The sequence below is a fragment of the Paenibacillus glycanilyticus NBRC 16618 genome, assembly GCF_004000805.1.
In the GTDB taxonomy this organism is placed as follows: Bacteria; Bacillota; Bacilli; order Paenibacillales; family Paenibacillaceae; genus Pristimantibacillus; species Pristimantibacillus glycanilyticus.
The window spans coordinates 1-17,648 of the sequence record NZ_BILY01000046.1 but is presented as its reverse complement, the minus strand read 5'-3'; the positions used below and the strand labels follow the sequence as shown (position 1 = coordinate 17,648).

The window sequence follows — 17,648 nt, the reverse complement described above, 5'->3', positions numbered from 1 at the left end:
CTAACGGAGGTTTGAATTTTGAAAGTTTCGGTTGTAAAACTGATACATTATCCGAAGTATAGCATCTATAATATGAAATTGCATGACTAATATAGTGGCGTATTGGAGTTGCCGTTTACTTAAACATCGGCTGCAGCATGTGTACGCTCGGGAGGATTATAAAATGCAAAAGCGTGAACATCACAAGTTTTCGCTATGGATGCTTGCATGGCCGATATTTATTGAGTTATTCCTGCAATTTCTGTTAGGGGCAGCCGATACGCTGCAGGTGAGCAAAATCTCGGATAATGCGGTTGCCGTCGTCGGCTTCTCGACGCAGCTGTTCAGCGCCTTGATGACGCTGTTCATGACGGTAGCGAGCGGGGCGGGTATTCTGATCGCGCAGCGGATTGGGATGAGGAAGAACGAAGATGCCCGGACGATTGCGATTATGGCTGTCAAAGTCAGCGCGATTATAGGGCTTGGAATCAGCGTGCTGCTGTATTTGTTCCCAGGGCCGATCGCTTCCGCGCTTCATCTGCCGGATGAGTTATTGCCGCTTGCGAAAACGTATATTTCAATTGTAGGCGGCGGGATGGTGCTTGTGGCCATTATGGCGGCGCTGAGCAATGCGATCCGCAATACGGGCAACACGAAAGGCCCGATGTATACGGCCATTGGCATGAATATCGTGCATGTCGGGATGAACTACGCTTTTATTTTCGGCAAATTCGGATTTCCGCAGTGGGGACTCAAAGGGGTTGCGATCTCGACGGACATCAGCCGCCTGCTTGCGGTTATTGTGCTCTTGATCATGTTCCTTGGTGCCTTCGAACGCCAGATTTCGCTTCGCGACTTCAAGCTGTTCGACAGCAAGCTGTTCAAGGAAATTCTGAAGATTGGCTGGCCGCTTGGCATTAACATGTCCTGCTGGGTCTTCTCCCAGCTTCTTATCTATACGTATATCGCGCAGCTTGGATCGGTGGAGCTGTCGGCGCGTACGTATATGAATACATTGGAATCGTTCTGCTTCATGCTTGGTTATTCGCTTGCGCTTGCGCTTCAGATTCAGATCGCGCATCTGTTCGGAGCGGGGAAGGTGCAGGAGGCTTACAAAAACTCCTACCGCGCGCTGTGGATCGGGCTTGCGATCGTAACGGTGAACGCGCTGGTGCTGTATTTGATCGGCGGTACCATTCTCAAGATCTTCACGAACGATCCGGAGATTATCGCGATGGGCGTCTCCCTGCTTGGGATGAACCTGCTGCTGCAGCCGGGCAAAATGCTCAACATGGGCATCGGCAACGCGCTGAACGCGGTTGGCGACACCCGTTACGTGATGTGGACTTCTATTACTTCGATGACCTTGATCGCGACTATCCTTTCTTATATATTTGGGATAACGCTGGGATGGGGACTTGTGGGTATCTATGCGTGCATGATTATGGACGAATACATCCGCGGCATATGGGTGCTTAGACGGTGGAGACAGAAGAAGTTCATGACGACGGGCCAGGAGAAGCCGGCAGCCGTCTCGCCTAACGGAGCGGGAGGCTCGGGCGCAACGTTAGAGGCCTAACAGACAGTAGACGGGGGTTATACGATTTATGTTAATTATGAATGAGAAAATAAAAGCAGCCGAGGTACGCCTCACCGGTCTCGACGGTGAATCGCTTGGCATCGTGTCGCGCGATGAAGCGCTTCAGATGGCGAAGCAGTTGAAGGTGGATCTCGTCTGCGAATCGCTGATGAGCAGTCCGCCTCCGTGCAAGCTGATTGTGCGCGGCGGAGCCAAGCAGCAGGCGAGCCAGCAGAAGCGGGCGGAGAAGGTGAAGAGCGAGCCTGCTAAGGTGAAGGAGTTGCGGCTTAGCGTGGATATCGAGCAGCATGATTACGACACGAAGCTGCGTCAGGCTTCGAAGCTGCTGGAATCCGGCAACGCGGTCCAGCTGGTTATCCGCATTCAAGGCAAAGAGGGAGCTAGAGCGAAGGAGCTTCTGGAACAGCTGCTCGCGGATCTGAAGCCGTACGGCACGAAGCAGTCCGGCATTCAGCTGAGCGGCAAGCAAGCGGCGGTTCAAGTGAACCCGAATTAATTGACAGTCATGCCTATCCCATATATGATAATGATTATCAACTAGTGAAAAAAGGCTGCTTCGTCAATAGGAGGAGCAGCCTATGTTTTCGCGGTGAAATATAAGTCTGGTAGATGATAAATCTTGCTAGCTTATATTTTTTCGAAAAAGGAGATCCGGATGCTTAAGAAGTTTTTTGCTTATTACAGGCCTTATCGTAAGTTGTTCCTGCTCGACTTCTGCTGTGCGGTCGTTCTGGCTGTTCTGGAACTATGCTTCCCGCTGGCGGTCAGCCATGTCATCGATACGCTTCTTCCGGAAGGGAATCTGAAGTTAATTATTGGCGCCTGCGCGATTCTGCTCGCCGTCTATGTGCTGAATACATTCCTGTCCTTTGTCGTGACGTATTGGGGGCATATGCTTGGCATCAATATCGAGACGGATATGCGCAAGAGGCTGTTCGATCATGTGCAGAAGCTTAGCTTCCGTTTCTTCGATAATACGAAGACCGGCCATCTGATCTCGCGTATGACGAACGATCTGTTCGAGATCGGTGAAGTGGCGCATCATGGTCCGGAGGATATGTTTATTGCCGTTATGACTCTGATTGGCGCATTCGGCATTATGGCGTACATTAACCTGCCGCTGACGATCATGACGTTTATCGTTGTGCCGATTATTCTGGTGCTTGTTCTGTACTTCAATGGTAAAATGACGAAGGCTTCCCACCGTCTCTTCGGGGATATGGCCGACTTCAATGCCCGCGTCGAAGATACCGTTGGCGGTATCCGCGTTGTGCAGGCTTTTTCGAACGAGAAGCATGAGAGCAAGCTGTTCGCAGGCAACAACAGCCGGTTCCGTCAAGCGAAGCTGATCTCTTACAAAATCATCGGTCTCAACTCGTCCATTACTTATTTCCTGATGAGACTGGTCACGCTGTTTGTATTGCTTGCCGGTACTTGGTTCGTTATCAACGACAATCTTCATTACGGGGAATTCGTTGCGTTTGTCCTGATGACGAATATTTTCTTCAAGCCGATCGAGAAGATTAATGCCGTTATCGAAAGCTATCCTCGCGGAATCGCGGGCTTCCGTCGTTACGTGGAGCTGCTCGAGACCGAGCCGGATGTAGCGGATGCTCCCGATGCGAAGTCGGTTGACCGTCTGCATGGCGATATCGAATACAAGAACGTGACGTTTGGTTACGAAGGCGAAGCGAAGGTGCTGAAGGATATCAGCCTGTCGATTCGCGCGGGTGAGACCATCGCGTTCGTTGGTCCGTCCGGCGCCGGCAAAACAACGCTCTGCAGTCTGCTGCCGCGCTTCTATGAAGTGGATGGAGGCAGCATCTCGGTGGATGGTCACGACATTCGCGATCTGAAGCTGGAATCGCTTCGCAAGCAGATTGGCATCGTGCAGCAGGATGTGTTCCTGTTCGCCGGTACGATCCGCGACAATATCACCTACGGCAAGCTTGGCGCATCCGACGCGGATATTATGGAAGCGGCGCGCCGCGCGAGACTGGAAGAGTTTATTCTGTCCCAGTCTGACGGACTCGACACGGTTGTCGGGGAACGGGGCGTGAAGCTGTCCGGCGGCCAGAAGCAGCGGATGGCGATTGCCCGCATGTTCCTGAAGAACCCGCCGATCCTGATCCTGGACGAAGCGACTTCGGCACTTGATACCGAGACCGAACAGGCGATCCAGCAGTCGCTGGCCGAGCTGTCCGAAGGCCGGACAACGCTTGTCATTGCGCATCGTCTGGCGACGATCAAGAACGCGGACCGCATCGTGGTGGTGACCGAGAAAGGCATCACCGAGGAAGGCCGTCACGAGGAGCTTGTGGCAACGGGAGGCATTTACAGCCGCTTGCATCAGGCGCAATTTGGAGCTTTGTAAGCGTAATTTAAGGGCTTGCCATCGCGGCAGGCTCTTTTTTACGAAAATTTTGCTCCATTCTGTAACTTTTTTTCGCAAAAATGCTACATTTAATGACATTAATAATGTTACGATAGCCCCAAGTTAATCTCTTAGAGATATCGTTGGAGGAGGTAGAGGACTTGGAACCGGAAATTCAAATGGGCAAAAGCCTGACCCAGGCCCATCCAGGCGTACCCATATCATTAATTAAGCTTCTAAGGCCCAAACAATGGACGAAAAATGCATTAGTATTCGCGGCCCCCATATTCTCGCTCAGCTTATTGCACTGGTCGTTGTTTTGGCAGGCTATCATCGGGTTTTTCCTATTCTGCTTTGTATCCGGATGCGTGTATATCTTAAACGACTTCTTCGACAGGGAAGCCGACCGCAACCATCCGGAGAAGAGGCATAGACCTATCGCTTCGGGTGCGGTTAATCCTTACGTCGCATTGGTCTTTGGCTTCCTGCTCCTCACGACCTCACTTACAACGGCCTTTATCTTCAATCCTCTCTTCAGCGGACTGCTTCTTGTGTACTTCCTCATGAATGTCGCTTACTCCATGAAGCTTAAGCATGTCGTTATTATGGACGTTATGATTATCGCCTTCGGGTTCGTGCTTCGCGCGATCGGCGGCGGATTAATGATTGACGTGCCCCTTACGCCTTGGTTCCTTGTCTGCACGATGCTCTTATCCCTGTTCCTTGCGATCACAAAGCGGAGGCACGAAATCTTCCTTCTCCAGAATGAGAAGGAGGGGCACCGGAAGGTGCTTGAGAAATATTCCATTCAACTGCTCGATCAGATGAGTAACATCGTTACGACGGCTACAATTATGGCTTACTCGCTGTTTACCTTCACCTCCGGCCGGACGGTGCAATTAATGTGGACGATCCCGTTCGTTATCTATGGGGTGTTCCGTTACCTGTATCTCGTTCATATGGAAGGGAAGGGCGGCAAGCCGGATAAGGTGCTTCTGGAGGATAAGCCTATTCTGATTACGGTTGTGCTGTACGGTATTTCGGTAATCTTGATTCTACTCTTTTTGGAATAAGTGGTGATGCTCATGTGGAATATGGTATGGATTCTGGTGTCTGTTATTATGGGTGCGGCGGGGCAGGTGCTTCTGAAGTTCGGAGCGATGCATCCGAACGAGTCGATGTCCGGACCGCTTCGCATGCTCAACTTCTATAATGCCGGCGGCATCTTCCTGTACGGGGCGAGCGCGCTGATCTGGATGTTCGTGCTGCGCAAAGTGGATCTCAGCTACGCGTATCCTTTTGTCAGTCTGGCTTATATTATCGTGCTGGTGGCTTCTTATTACTTCTTCGGGGAGTCCATCAATACGTACAAAATCGCGGGGCTTGTCCTCATCGTAGGCGGTATTGCCTTCATATCTAGAGCATAGCAGGGAGTGGTTGTTCTGCCTTATTTTCTGGCACCTCTCATCGGGTGGTTCGTATCCGGTATTCTGAAATTTGCGATCAATTATATTCGCTTCGGCAAAGAAGCGAAGCAGCGCGTTGGCAACGGGGGATTCCCCAGCACGCATACGACGGTGGTCACGACGCCTTCCATGCTAATCGGCTTGTCGGAGGGCTTCAACAGCCCGATGTTCGCTCTTGCCGCTGCCGTTACGTTTATCGTCATTATTGATGCTACAGGGCTCCGTAGGGCGGTCGGGCGCCATGCGGTAGCGATCAATATCATGACATCGGACTCTTCGGCTATTCAGCCTACAAAACTGCGGGAGAGCATGGGGCATACGCGGCTCGAGATCATCGGAGGTCTCGTGCTCGGCTGTCTGCTCGGCTCTCTTCTATATGGGATTGCGGGTTAACGTATGGCGTATCCGCATTCGGTTGCAGACGATGTCGATGTCACCAAGGTTAGGAGTGCTAGCTTACATATGACTACAGTAACTGCCAAGGCGCATCTGATGAAAGGAGCCTTTATCCTATCCGGAACGGCGATGACCGGGCTTGTCTCTTTGAAGGGAACAGCCTTCCATGTCGCCATCGGTGTTCTATGCTCCTTTCTTATTTTGTGCTGGGCAGCCTATAAGTCCGGGTATCTCGACAAGGTGATCCCGGTCGTTCGGAAGAAGGACATCCTTCTTCCTCTAATCTTTGCCGTCGCGATAGACGCCAGCATGATCGATTATTTCTACAGGCAGCGAACGCTCAAGAACGTGCGGGAGATGCTGCGGGATACGGGCTATATGCCGTACAGCGACGAGATTGCCGCGGCCATCTCGGTTATCGTGGGAATCGCGGCATTCTATTTCCTCTTCCTATGCGTCTATCTGCTATGGCCTAAGCTGGCCTCGGTCGTTCTGGAGTTCGCCAGAAATTTGACCAAGCTGGAGAAAAGGTACCTGATCATCTCCACGGTCCTGCTTGCCGTTGTCGTTATTATCGCGTTTAACGTGAGCAGCGTTTTCTACGAGACAAGGGACCGGAGCGGGGAGATTGTCCGATTCGACGTCGTCTATACGACCGATACGGCGGATCTGGTGGACAGCAATGTGTATCTCAACATCAGCTCCGTGCAAAATGATCTCAAGCAGCCGCTGTTCGGCCTGTTCGCCTTGCCTTTCGCGCTGGTTGGCGTGGTATTCTCGAAGCTGTTTTTCTTCGTTCCGTACAGCTATCCGATTATGATGCAGATCATTCAGGTATTCCTGCTGCAAATGGCGATGATTCTGGTCAGCCGGATGCTGAAGCTGAGGTCCATTGATCAGCTGATTTTCCTGTTGTTCCTGAATGCGTCTTATCCGGTGCTGATGTTCTCACTGAATATGGAGCAGTACATTTTCTCGCTGTTCTGGCTGATTCTCTTCCTCTATTCCTGCCAATTCGGCTGGGGGCCGAAGGTATATTATTTCATCGGTGCGGCAGGCTCCCTTCTGACAAGCGCGGTATTGTTCCCGTTGTTGTCGAGGTCGAAGCAGCTAAGGGGAATTCTGAAGGATGCGGGCAGGGTAGCGCTCCAGGCGCTTGTCATCATGGTTTTGTTCGGCCGCCTGCCGTTATTGCTTGAAGTCGCCTCGTCGGTGAAGGAGAACATGGAGTTTACGGGAGCTGCGATCAGCTCCGGGGACAAGTGGCTGCAGTATGTGAATTTTGTGGCCTCCTGCTTCGTGAAGCCTGGCGCGGGTGTCGACAAAACAACCTTCGAGCATGTCTCTTATCAGCTTCATCCCGTTCATTCCTTGAATATCCTCGGGTTGATTCTGATGATTATGGCCTTAGCCGGCTTCCTGCTGCATTACAAGCAGCGTTTTATGAAGATTTGCGTCCTGTGGGTGAGCTTCTCCTTCATTATGCTGTGCGTAGTGGGCTGGGGAACGGCGGAGAACGGGCTTATTCTGTACAGCTTGTACTTCTCATGGGCTTTCATGGCTCTGCTCTTCATGCTGATCGATAAACTGTTGGCCCGGCACCATTGGGTGAAATATTCCGTTCATGCGCTGCTGCTTGTCGTCATGATCGGACTGAACGCCCAGGGCCTGTACGATCTGATTCGGTTTGGAGCAGAGTACTATCCGGTATAAGAGTTAAGTTGCCATATTAGGAGGAGTCAAGATGCCAGCCAGAAGTTCTATTCTTCGTCTGCTGTTTATTGCTTCGGGAGTCTGCATGACGGCCCTGCTTACGTTAAGGGGAACGGCCGTGAACGTGTTTATCGGTCTGTTATGCTCTCTCTTGTTATTGTTTTGGTTGACGTACAAGCGCCAGGTCGTGGAAAAGGTGACGCGGGAGCTGAGTGCCGGGCGGATTTTCTTCGCCGCCTTGTTTACGCTTGTAGGCGTGTATTACCTGACGCAATACTCGTATATCAAGTACAGCAAGCTCTCCGGCGAGATTTTCTATCGGATCGGCCTAGATATCGGCGGTCATAACGACAAGGTGATCTCTATTGCTTTGGGGGTCTGCTCGCTAACTGCCGTGTTCCTGGTGCTTTGCTGGTTCCTGCCGAAGTTCTATGCAACGGCGAAGGAACTGATCGGGGGCTTGGACCGGCTGGAGAGGCGGTATTGGATTATCGCAAGCGTCGTTATGGCGGCTGCCATCCTGATTATCTATAACCTGACGAACGTGTTTTACGGAGCGCATGACGCGGCAGGCAAAATCATCCCGTACGATGTCGTGTATACGGCTGACTCGATCGATCAGGTGGAGAGCAATGCATTCCTGAATATCGGCACGTACGAGAATGATATCCGTCAGCCGTTGTTCGGCCTGTATGCCGCTCCGTTCGCTCTGATTGCGATGATCCTGTCGAAGGTACTCTTTTTTATCCCGAACAGCTATCCGATTATGATGCAGATCATCCATGTGATTGTGATGCAGTTCGCCATGATTCTGCTTGCGAGAATGATGAAGCTGCAGTCGATGGACAAAGTCTTCTTCCTGTTGTTCCTGTCCTTCTCCTATCCGTTCCTGTTATTTATGTTTAATATCGAGCAGTACATATTCGCGGTATTCTGGCTGATTCTATTCATCTACTCGTATCTGTTCCAGTGGGGGAGGAGGGATTTCTTCTTCATTGGCGCGGTAGGCTCCCTTGTGACGACGGGCATCTTGTTCCCGCTCTTGTCCCAGGCGAGGAAGCTGAAGGAATGGATCAAGGATATGGCGGTGAACGCCTTCAAGTTCCTCGCTGCGGCTACGCTCTTCGGACAGCTTCCGGTTATTCTCGAGACCCATACGGAGTACAAGGGACTGATGGCTTTCTCCGGTGCGGAAGTGACGACGCTCGACAAATGGTATCAGTACGTCAATTTCTTCGCCTCCTGCTTCGTATGGCCAAGCGCCGGCGAAGACCGGACAACCTACGAGCATGCTTCCTATCAGCTTAGAATTGTAGATTCGCTTAATATGGTTGGCGTAATTATTCTGGTGCTGGCTGTCATCGGCTTCCTGCTTCACTACAAAGACCGGTTTGCGCAGATCTGCATGTTCTGGCTCGCCTTCTCCTTCGTGATTCTATTCGCCGTAGGCTGGGGGACCAAGGAGAACGGACTGATTCTGTATTCTTTCTATTATTCATGGGCGCTCTTCGCGCTGATCTTTAAGCTGGCGAATCGTCTGCTTGCCCGGGTAGAGCCGCTGAAGTTCGGCGTGTATGGGCTGCTGCTAGGCGTGATGGCGGTCATTAATATAATCGGTATCTATGATTTGATTGATTTCGGTATTCGAAACTATCCGGCTTGACGGATGGTGAAGGACAGAGAGTCTGCCTCTGCAGCAGCTGGAACGGTTCGCCGTTCTTGCTGCCGCAGGGGCAGACTTTTTTGTTGCCGGATGTGGTGCGGTTGGGAGAAAGAGGCCTTGCATCCACAAGTCGCGCATTGACGATCGGGGCATTGCATAGTACATTGGACTGAACCTAACAAAAAGATAGTGCGAGAGATAGAGAGGAGAGGGCTATATTGTCGGCAACTGTTGTAAAAGAAATATCCCCGCTGGTAGCGGCGCTTGAACTGAAGCCTCATGTGGAGGGCGGCTGGTACAAGGAGATTTGGAAGGCGAATTTTGAAATTCCGCAGGCGGTATTGGGCGAGCCGTATTCCGGACCGCGCTTTGCGGCATCTTCGATTTATTTCCTGCTTCATCCGGAGGAGTTCTCGGATTGGCATACGGTCCATTCGGATGAGCTGTGGCTGTGGCATTCCGGCAGTCCGCTTGTGCTGACGCTAGGCGGTACGGGCGAGAACCCCGAAGTGCGCAAAGAGATTATCGTTGGAGGCGACGTTGCGAATGGCCAGCATCCGCAGGCGCTTGTTCCTGCAGCAGAATGGCAGATGGCGCGTCCGCTTGGCGATGAGCCGGTTCTGGTGTCTTGCATCGTAGCACCGGGTTTCCATTACGATGACTTCAAGCTGATCGAACGTAAATTTTAATGAAACCGGCAGAAAAGCTCTGGACGAAAAATTTCATTCTGCTGGCGTTGTCTAATTTATTTTTATTCTTTGGTCTTGAGATGCTGCTTCCCACCCTTCCGCTCTTCGCGGATGAGAAGGGGGGCAGCGGCTCGCAGATCGGCATGATGCTGGGTATCTTCACGTTCTCGGCCGTTGTGTCGCGTCTGCTCATTGGCATCGGGCTGAAGCATTTCGGCAAGCGCAAATTGCTCCTGATCGGCGTAACGATCTGCCTTATCGGGATGGCATGTTATTATGCGGCCAACTCGATCTCGGCGTTGCTGGCGCTTCGCGTCGTTCATGGCTTCGGCTTCGGGATTGCTACGGCGCTGTACGGCACGCTGGTATCCGATGCGATTCCCGCCGAGCGACGGGGAGAGGGGATGGGCTATTTTGCAATGGGCAATGCCGTTTCCTTCTCGATCGGACCCATGCTTGGCTTATGGCTTCTTGATCAATACGATTATGCCGGCTTGTTCGGAGCCGGAGTGGTCTTCCTCGCGATTACATTGGTGCTGACCTTGCTGGTTCGGCAAAAAGGCGCCCAATCCGTCGAGATTGCCGCGGCTGAAGCGGCTGCTGCAGCGGAGCTTCATGCGGCAGGGGCGAAGCCTTCGCCATGGGCTGAGATTATTGAGCCGAAGGTGCTTGTGCCTTCGATGCTTGGCTCGCTGGTTGGTTTTGCTTTCGGCGGTATGCTCAGCTTCGTAACGCTGTTCACCAAGGACATAGGCATAACGCAGACCGGCTACTTCTTCCTGGTTGTGGCGATCAGCGAGGTGCTGATCCGGTTCATCAGCGGTCCGTTATTCGACCGGAAAGGGCCGTTCTGGGTATTGTTCCCCACGGCGATCCTTTGTATGATTGGCTGCGTCCTGCTCTATTACACCGATTCGATGGCGATGCTGCTGCTCGCCGGCGTATTCTACGGCGCGGGCTTTGGCGCGATGTTCCCGGCCTTGCAGGCATGGGTCATCAACCTGGTACAGCCGGAGCGCCGCGGCGTTGCAACCGCGACGTATTACAACTTCTTCGATATCGGGATCGGGCTGGGCTCGATTCTGCTCGGCGTAGTCGTAACCGCGACAAGCTACACGACGATGTTCCTGCTGTCGGGTATCCTGTATGTGATTTATCTAGCTGTATATTTCATTTACCTGAGCCGCCAGCGCGCGCGGGCTCAAGGGTAACTTGGATTTGGAAAAGAGCGGTGCCTGGGGCACCGCTCTTTTTGTTAGGAGCCCCTGTGGGCTGACGTTGCACGAAGTGCAGTATATTTCGCGAAAATCAGCTAAGCTGCTTTTGGGCGGATATGCTGCATTTTGTGCAGGATAAGACGAGTTGCTTGGCTCAAATGATCCATTATGCTGCAATTCGTGCAACGTAGGCGGACGGTGTACTTAAAGCTAGCTAGTATAGGGAAGTATGTTGCACGAAGTGCAGCGTACTAGGCGAGAATGGGGGTTACTCGAGCGATACGCTGCACGGAATGCAGGATATTTCGCAAAATCAGCTTGTATCAGCTGTTTTTGAGCGAATATGCTGCATTCCGTGCATGATAATACGAGTTACTTGGCTCAAATGCTCGATTATGCTGCAATTCATGCAACGTAGGCGGACGGTTGGTACTTAAAGCTAGCTAGTTAAGGGATTTATGTTGTACGGAAGTGCAGCATACTGGGCGAGAATGGAATTTCGTGCAGCGTAGGCGGAGCGTTTATCATTCAGGTACAAGACAAGGGCTGTTCCCTGAGGGAACAGCCCTTGTTGCTCTGCCGCTTAAGCAGCAGGCAGCTTGATTTTTTGCCCCGGATAGATGAGGTTCGGGTTCTTGATATGGTTCAGGTCGCGAAGCTTCTGCCAGGTGGTGTTATTCTTTTTGGCGATAGCCCAGAGCGTATCGCCTTGCTTCACTACATAGACGGCTGGCTTTGCCGGCTCCGGTTTAGGTTCCGGCTTCGGCTCCGGTTTAGGCTCCGGTTTTGGCTGTGCAACAACAGGAGTTGCGCCAGCCGTAATGCGGCCTTCCACCTTCGGATTCGCGGTGCCCAGCTTGGCGATGTAGGCGATCAGCGCTTCATCCAGCGAACCGTACATGCCGGCTTGCGGATACGGGCTGAACATCGTGTATTCATCGCCGCCGGCAGCCATGAAGTCGTTTGTTGCCAGCAAATAATCGGCTTTCTCGTTTAAGGGCTTGCCCTTAACGGTCACGGAATGGACGCGTTGGCCTTTTGGCTTGGCTACATCAATCTTGAAGGCAATGCCCGATACTTGAGGGAAGCCGCCTTTCGAATTCGGGTAGTCGGATACGCCGGTCTCGAGAGCCGCTTTGATATCGGTGCCTTTGACCTTCAGCGATACGATCTGATTGCCGAACGGAAGGACGGTAATGACCTCGCCTTTTGTAATGGTGCCTTCGTCAATAGAGGCGCGGATGCCGCCGCCGTTAGTGATGGCAACATCGGCTCCGGCCGCATCGCGAATCGCGTCGGCGACCAGGTTGCCGAGGTTCGTCTCTCTGGTGCGGACCTGCTCGCGTTCGCCGTCCAGCTTTACGCTCGCCGTGCCCACTTCTTCAGCGAGAATGGTCTCCTGGCTCTTCTGAATAGAGGCCACCATATCCGTGATCTCGGCGTTAGGCGCAATGCTCGCCGCGGTATCTTTGTTCTCGAGCTTCGCTTCCTTCTTCACGACTTTGCCGCCGTCTACCCACAGATCCACGACGCCCAAGTACTTCGTATATTCGCCGGCGCTTGCGATCAGCGTGTCATGGCCGGCCGTAAGGCCATGCTCCAGCACGGTGTGGCTATGCCCGTCGATAAAAACGTCGATGCCATCTACGGCTTTGACGATCTTCAGGCTTGTATCGACGCTGGAGGCATCCTGGCCGATGTGTCCCACTGCAACGATGACGTCGGTCTTGTCTTTGAGCTCGTCCACAATAGCTTGAGCTTCTTTGGTTGGATCAGAGAAGGTTAAGCCTTCTACGTTTTTGGGATGCGTCTTATAAGCGGTCTCCGGCGTTGTCAGGCCAAAGATCCCCACCTTCACGCCATCCACTTCCTTAATAATATAAGGCTTGAATAAGGACGTATTGTCTTTAGCGACCTTAACGTTTGCGCTGAGAACCGGGAACTTCATCATCTGTTCAAGCTCAAGCAGCCGCTTGTAGCCATAGTTGAAGTCATGGTTGCCCGGAACAAACGCGTCATACCCCATCTTGTTCATCACCTGCACGACACTCTCGCCGTTCACCAGCGTGGCGAAGGTAGTCCCGTGCGTAGCGTCGCCCGCATCAAGCAACAGGCTGTCCGGATTAGCCTTGCGGTAGCTGTCGATAATGCCGGCAAGCTTAGCATAGCCCATTTCTCCCGAGGTTCCCTCCACGGCGCGCGCGTGCATGTCATTCGTGTGCAGAAGCGTGATGTGCTTGGCGGAAGCGGGTACTGCCGTTTTGTCTGCTGCTGCCACAACGCCGACAGACGCAGCAAAAAGCGATGCGGCAAGCAGCGTCCCCGCTGCCCACTTCATTTTTCTAAGCTTGATAAGCATCGTATCCCTCCACTTTTTATTTTTCTTTTATCGACAGTACGTATTCGGTATTTGGAAGGGATCTCCTTTCAAATTCTTGTAAATTATCTGAAAATTTAGCAAATTGAGTCGTAAGTCCTTTTTCCATTCGTCCATCTTTCCTAGCTTTCGACATCGTTATTTCACCTCCTGTGCACAATAGTTACACTAGTTCCTTGAACAAATGTCAAAAATTGGCGTTAAATATAGCCGGCTGTTGCTCTGGCTGGTAGGTGCACGTATAATAGTCCTGAAATATTGTCATATTAATTCGATCATATTCTCATAACTTAAAGGCAACTCTGCGAGAGGGGAAGACGGATGGAGGAGCTAAGTGATAAACGGGTGAAAATGCTTGAAGCGGCCCGTATGTATTACGAGCTTGACTACAATCAACAGGAGATAGCGAAAAAGCTGGGCGTATCGCGCCCGACGGTTTCGCGTTTTCTGCAGCAGGCGAAGGAAGACGGCATCGTGCAGATTCGCATTATGGACCCGGCCTCCGATAACCGGGAACGCGCCCGCATGCTCAAGGAACGCTTTGGCCTGAAGGAAGCGATTGTAGCTTCCGTTCCGAAATACGAGGACGCCATGGTCAAGAAGGTCATTGGCGAGGCTGCGGCTAATTTTCTGAACGATACGGTACAAGATGGCGATACGATCGCCGTCACTTGGGGAACAACACTATATGAAGTGGCTACTCGTCTGCCGAACAAGCATACGAAGAAGGTAAAGGTTGTGCAGCTGAACGGCGGCGTAAGCCATTCCGAGACGAATACGTATGCGTATGAGATTGCGCAGCTGTTCGCGAAGGCGTATCAGACATCGCCATACCTGATTCCGCTGCCGGCGATTGTGGACCATGCGGTCGTGAAGCACGCGATTGAAGCGGACAGGCATATTCGCAAAATCCTCGATATGGGCAAGCAGGCCAATATCGCGGTTGTCACGGTAGGGGCGCCGACGGAAGATTCGGTCCTGATCCGCGCGAATTATTTTTCCGACGAGGATCTGGGCATTATTTTATCGCGCGGCGTTGGCGATATTTGCTCCCGGATTATCGATATTAACGGGCAGCTGTGCAGCGAGGAGCTGGATCACCGTACAATCGGCATAGACTTAAACGAGCTGAAGAAGAAGGAATGGTCCGTTCTTGTTGCCGGAGGACCAAGCAAAGTGGAAGCGATATACGGCGCATTAAACGGCCAGTATACAAATACGCTAATAACCGACCAGGTTACGGCGCAGCACTTGCTGGAGTTCAAAGGATAATAGAGTAGATAAATATTGGAGGATGGGTATGAGTAATCAAAAAAATCTGTCGGCAGGGGAAGTAGCTGCTTACATTGATCATACTGCACTGAAAGCGGAAACGACGAAACAAGAGATTATCAAGCTTTGCGAAGAAGCGAAGCAGTATCATTTTGCAACGGTATGCGTGAATCCGGGTTATGTCGCGCTTGCGGCGCAAGAGCTAGCGGGCTCCGGCGTTGGCATCACGACGGTTGTAGGCTTCCCGCTTGGAGCGACTACGACCTTTGCGAAGGCTGAGGAAGCGAAGGACGCGATTGCGAATGGCGCGACGGAAGTCGACATGGTGATCAACGTTGGCCTGATCAAGTCCGGCGACTTCGAAGGCGTGAAGCGTGATGTGGAAGGCGTAGTGCTGGCGTGCAAAGGGAAAGCCGTTCTGAAGGTAATCCTGGAGACTGGCCTGCTTACCGACGAAGAGAAGGTACGTGCCTGCGAGATCTGCAAGGAAGCGGGAGCGGACTTCGTCAAGACGTCGACGGGTTTTGGCAAAGGCGGAGCTACGGCGGAAGATATCGCGCTGATGCGCCGTACGGTTGGTCCGGATCTAGGCGTAAAAGCATCCGGCGGCGTTCGTGATCTGGAGACTGCGCTCAAAATGATTGAGGCAGGCGCAAGCCGAATCGGCGCAAGCTCGAGCGTAGCGATCGTGACAGGCGGACAAGGCGAAGGATACTAAAAAGCTTAATGTTGGGAAGGGGCGGCCGCTTATGGTCGTCCCTTCATTTGGGATTGACCCTTTGCGGAAGTGGAGGGTATCATGAAGATAGTCGAATGACCGGCTCGTTGAGCTGGTCTTTTTGTTTGTCGTTTCGTTTCGAGGATGAGGTGCCGGACCGGGGTGAACTGGTCGGACGTTATCATAGATTAGTTGAGGTGAACCATGAGTTTGAAGACTTCATGGCGGGAGCAGTGGACGAGTAACGCGAGAATGAACATATTGGCCGGCATTACGGCAACGCTGGCACTTGTGCCGGATTCTCTTGCTTTCTCGTTTATGGCTGGAGTCCCGCCGGTCGTGGGCATTTATGCTTCGATTTGTATACTGCTTGTGATTACGTTTCTGGGCGGCAGACCGGGCATGATCTCGGCTGCGGCCGGCTCGATGGCCGTTCTTATGCTAACGCTGGTGAAAGAGCATGGCATCGAGTATTTGTTCGCGGCAACCGTGCTGACGGGCGTCATTCAGTTCCTGATGGGCGTGTTTAAGCTTGGCAAGCTGATGCGGTTTGTCCCTTCAGGCGTGCTGACGGGGTTCATTAACGCGCTGGCGATTATGATTTTCCTGTCGCAGCTGCGGTATTTCAAAGGCGAGTCCTGGGCCATGTACGCGCTTGTTGCCGTAACGCTTGGCATTATCTATCTTGTTCCTCGTTTCTTTAAGGCGATTCCATCGCCTCTGATTGCGGTTGTGGTGCTAACGCTGGCCGTATGGGCGCTTGGCATGGGGGATGTTACGCGAATCGGCGATATCGCCGCGATTGACGCTTCGCTGCCGTCGTTTTTGCTGCCGGATATACCGTTCAGTCTGGATACGCTCTGGATTATTCTCCCGTACTCCTTGTCGCTTGCGGTAGTTGGTTATACGGAGACGATGCTCACGCATAACCTGCTGGACGAGATGACCGGGGAGAAGACGGATAAGAACCGGGAGATGAAGGGGCAGGGCATTGCCAATATCGTTGCCGGGTTTTTCGGCGGAATGGCGGGCTGCGCTTTAGTCGCGGAATCGGTGCTTAACGTGAAAATGGGCGGTAAAAACCGCTTGTCGACTCTCGTCGCTGCTTTATTCCTCCTGCTGCTCGTCGTGCTGCTTGGCGATCTGCTGGCGCTTGTGCCGATGGCTGCGCTGGTGGGCATTATGTTGATGGTATGCATCGCAATCTTCGACTGGAGCTCCGTGTTCCGCATGAACCGTCTGCCGCTCGGCGAGACTGTCGTTATGCTGGTGACGGTTGGCGCCGTGCTGCTCACGCATGATCTGGCGATCGGCGTAGTTGCCGGCGTGTTCGTAAGCTTTATCGGATTCGCGGTAAAAGCCTCCAAGGTGCATATTCAAGACGAATGGAATGGATCAACGCGGACGTACCGCGTGCACGGCCAGTTGTTCTTCGCTTCCGCCTCCGAGCTGGAGGAGCGGATCGAGCATGACTGCGAAGCGGAGGAGGTCCATATCGACCTCTCCGGCACAAAGGTATGGGATCACACGGCGAACCTCGCCATCCGCAAGACGGTCGACCGCTTGCAGAAGAACGGCAAGCAAGTGACGGTTGTTGGCGTGTAAAATGGTTTTTGAGGGCCGCCCTTTGGGGCGGCTTTTTTGTTGTGCTCGTTGTGCCCATGTTGTGCGCTCGCGTGCCCTCGAAGTGCTCTCGACGTGCTCTCGCGTGCCTTCCGCGTTGTGCCTTGTTCGCGCGTTCATCGCACCTTCGTTGTGTCGTTGTTGCTCGTTCGGTGGACCTTCATCGTACCTTCGTTGTATCGTTGTTGTTCGTTCGGTGGACCTTCATCGTACCTTTGTTGTATCGTTGTTGTTCGTTCGGTGCACCTTCGTCGCACCTTCGTTGTATCGTTTGTTGTTCGTTCGGTGCACCTTCGTCGCACCTTCGTTGTATCGTTGTTGTTCGTTCGGTGGACCTTCATCGCACCTTCGTCATGCGTTCCTCTGCGTTCCTTACTCGCACGTTGGATTTTATCCAGTAAAGACAGACCCAAAGTGTGGTTCCCGGCAGCTACGTTGGATTCTATCCACTAAAAGAGCTAGAAATGAGCCGATATTGCTTAGATAAGCCGATTTTACTGTAGCCAATCCAATGTAGCCCGAGCGATTGCCCGATAACATCCCATTTTGTTGGATGAACTC

15 protein-coding genes are annotated in these 17,648 nt (G+C 52.6%); 13 read left to right on the top strand and 2 right to left on the bottom strand.

Annotated features, from left to right (window positions below; translation table 11 throughout):
- The first annotated feature begins 163 nt into the window (after window positions 1-163).
- From PGL01S_RS26665 to PGL01S_RS26620, 10 genes are all read left to right on the top strand, one after another.
- On the top strand, window positions 164-1,558 hold the full coding sequence (locus PGL01S_RS26665; RefSeq protein WP_127498072.1) for an MATE family efflux transporter: 1,395 nt from the start codon (window positions 164-166) through the stop codon (window positions 1,556-1,558).
- Window positions 1,559-1,586: 28 nt separating this feature from the next.
- Window positions 1,587-2,075 carry a translation initiation factor IF-3 gene (infC, locus tag PGL01S_RS26660; RefSeq protein ID WP_127498070.1) on the top strand — a complete coding sequence of 163 codons (489 nt, stop codon included), beginning with the start codon at window positions 1,587-1,589 and terminating at the stop codon, window positions 2,073-2,075.
- Between the two features lie 159 nt (window positions 2,076-2,234).
- Window positions 2,235-3,953 carry an ABC transporter ATP-binding protein gene (locus PGL01S_RS26655; protein WP_127498068.1) on the top strand — a complete coding sequence of 573 codons (1,719 nt, stop codon included), beginning with the start codon at window positions 2,235-2,237 and terminating at the stop codon, window positions 3,951-3,953.
- A 179-nt stretch (window positions 3,954-4,132) separates the two neighbouring features.
- The gene (locus tag PGL01S_RS26650; RefSeq protein ID WP_127498135.1) at window positions 4,133-5,026 is read left to right on the top strand and encodes a decaprenyl-phosphate phosphoribosyltransferase; all 894 of its coding nucleotides are present in this window, start codon (window positions 4,133-4,135) and stop codon (window positions 5,024-5,026) included.
- 12 nt (window positions 5,027-5,038) lie between these two features.
- A complete protein-coding gene (locus PGL01S_RS26645; protein ID WP_164775603.1) occupies window positions 5,039-5,380 on the top strand; it encodes an EamA family transporter in 342 nt (113 codons plus the stop codon).
- 15 nt (window positions 5,381-5,395) lie between these two features.
- Entirely contained in the window at window positions 5,396-5,812 is a 417-nt protein-coding gene (locus PGL01S_RS26640) for a divergent PAP2 family protein (protein ID WP_127498133.1), read from the top strand.
- A gap of 69 nt (window positions 5,813-5,881) precedes the next feature.
- Window positions 5,882-7,528, top strand: coding sequence for a hypothetical protein (locus tag PGL01S_RS26635; protein WP_127498064.1), 1,647 nt, complete (start codon window positions 5,882-5,884; stop codon window positions 7,526-7,528).
- Window positions 7,529-7,559: 31 nt separating this feature from the next.
- The gene (locus tag PGL01S_RS26630) at window positions 7,560-9,191 is read left to right on the top strand and encodes a hypothetical protein (RefSeq protein ID WP_127498062.1); all 1,632 of its coding nucleotides are present in this window, start codon (window positions 7,560-7,562) and stop codon (window positions 9,189-9,191) included.
- A 218-nt stretch (window positions 9,192-9,409) separates the two neighbouring features.
- Complete coding sequence (locus PGL01S_RS26625; protein ID WP_127498060.1) at window positions 9,410-9,880, top strand: cupin domain-containing protein; 471 nt, start codon at window positions 9,410-9,412, stop codon at window positions 9,878-9,880.
- Window positions 9,880-11,091 carry an MFS transporter gene (locus PGL01S_RS26620; protein ID WP_127498058.1) on the top strand — a complete coding sequence of 404 codons (1,212 nt, stop codon included), beginning with the start codon at window positions 9,880-9,882 and terminating at the stop codon, window positions 11,089-11,091. The genes PGL01S_RS26625 and PGL01S_RS26620 overlap by 1 nt, the downstream gene beginning before the upstream one ends.
- Window positions 11,092-11,680: 589 nt before the next feature.
- Here PGL01S_RS26620 and PGL01S_RS26615 read toward each other — a convergent pair.
- Both PGL01S_RS26615 and PGL01S_RS30985 read right to left on the bottom strand, forming a co-directional pair.
- Window positions 11,681-13,456: a 5'-nucleotidase C-terminal domain-containing protein gene (locus tag PGL01S_RS26615; protein ID WP_127498056.1), complete on the bottom strand. Its 1,776-nt coding sequence runs from the start codon at window positions 13,454-13,456 to the stop codon at window positions 11,681-11,683.
- Window positions 13,457-13,472: 16 nt separating this feature from the next.
- A complete protein-coding gene (locus PGL01S_RS30985) occupies window positions 13,473-13,610 on the bottom strand; it encodes a hypothetical protein (RefSeq protein ID WP_164775602.1) in 138 nt (45 codons plus the stop codon).
- Window positions 13,611-13,795: 185 nt separating this feature from the next.
- On the opposite strand from PGL01S_RS30985, the gene deoR reads away from it, so the two are divergent.
- From deoR to PGL01S_RS26600, 3 genes are all read left to right on the top strand, one after another.
- Complete coding sequence (gene deoR / locus PGL01S_RS26610; protein WP_127498054.1) at window positions 13,796-14,746, top strand: DNA-binding transcriptional repressor DeoR; 951 nt, start codon at window positions 13,796-13,798, stop codon at window positions 14,744-14,746.
- A gap of 28 nt (window positions 14,747-14,774) precedes the next feature.
- Window positions 14,775-15,464, top strand: coding sequence for a deoxyribose-phosphate aldolase (deoC, locus tag PGL01S_RS26605; protein WP_127498052.1), 690 nt, complete (start codon window positions 14,775-14,777; stop codon window positions 15,462-15,464).
- 204 nt (window positions 15,465-15,668) lie between these two features.
- Entirely contained in the window at window positions 15,669-17,069 is a 1,401-nt protein-coding gene (locus tag PGL01S_RS26600) for a SulP family inorganic anion transporter (protein WP_127498050.1), read from the top strand.
- Window positions 17,070-17,648: the final 579 nt, after the last annotated feature.